Origin of the sequence: Kineosporia sp. NBRC 101731, from assembly GCF_030269305.1 — a bacterium.
Classification (GTDB): domain Bacteria; phylum Actinomycetota; class Actinomycetes; order Actinomycetales; family Kineosporiaceae; genus Kineosporia.
On the sequence record NZ_BSTC01000083.1, the window covers coordinates 1 to 248 of the forward strand.

The following is a 248-nucleotide window of genomic DNA, read 5'->3' on the forward strand; positions in this document are numbered from 1 at the left end:
CCTACAATCCGTCGGAGCCTTGAGGGGTGACGGCGTGCCTTTTGAAGAATGAGCCTGCGAGTTAGTGGTGTGTGGCGAGGTTAACCCGTGTGGGGTAGCCGTAGCGAAAGCGAGTCCGAACAGGGCGCCTTAGTCGCATGCTCTAGACCCGAAGCGGAGTGATCTACCCATGGCCAGGTTGAAGCGCGGGTAAGACCGCGTGGAGGACCGAACCCACTTAGGTTGAAAACTGAGGGGATGAGCTGTGG

Annotated in this window: 1 rRNA gene; it reads left to right on the top strand. The window is 58.9% G+C overall.

Going from position 1 to position 248, the window contains the following annotated elements:
• A 23S ribosomal RNA gene (locus tag QSK05_RS36740) occupies window positions 1-248 on the top strand; the annotation flags it as partial.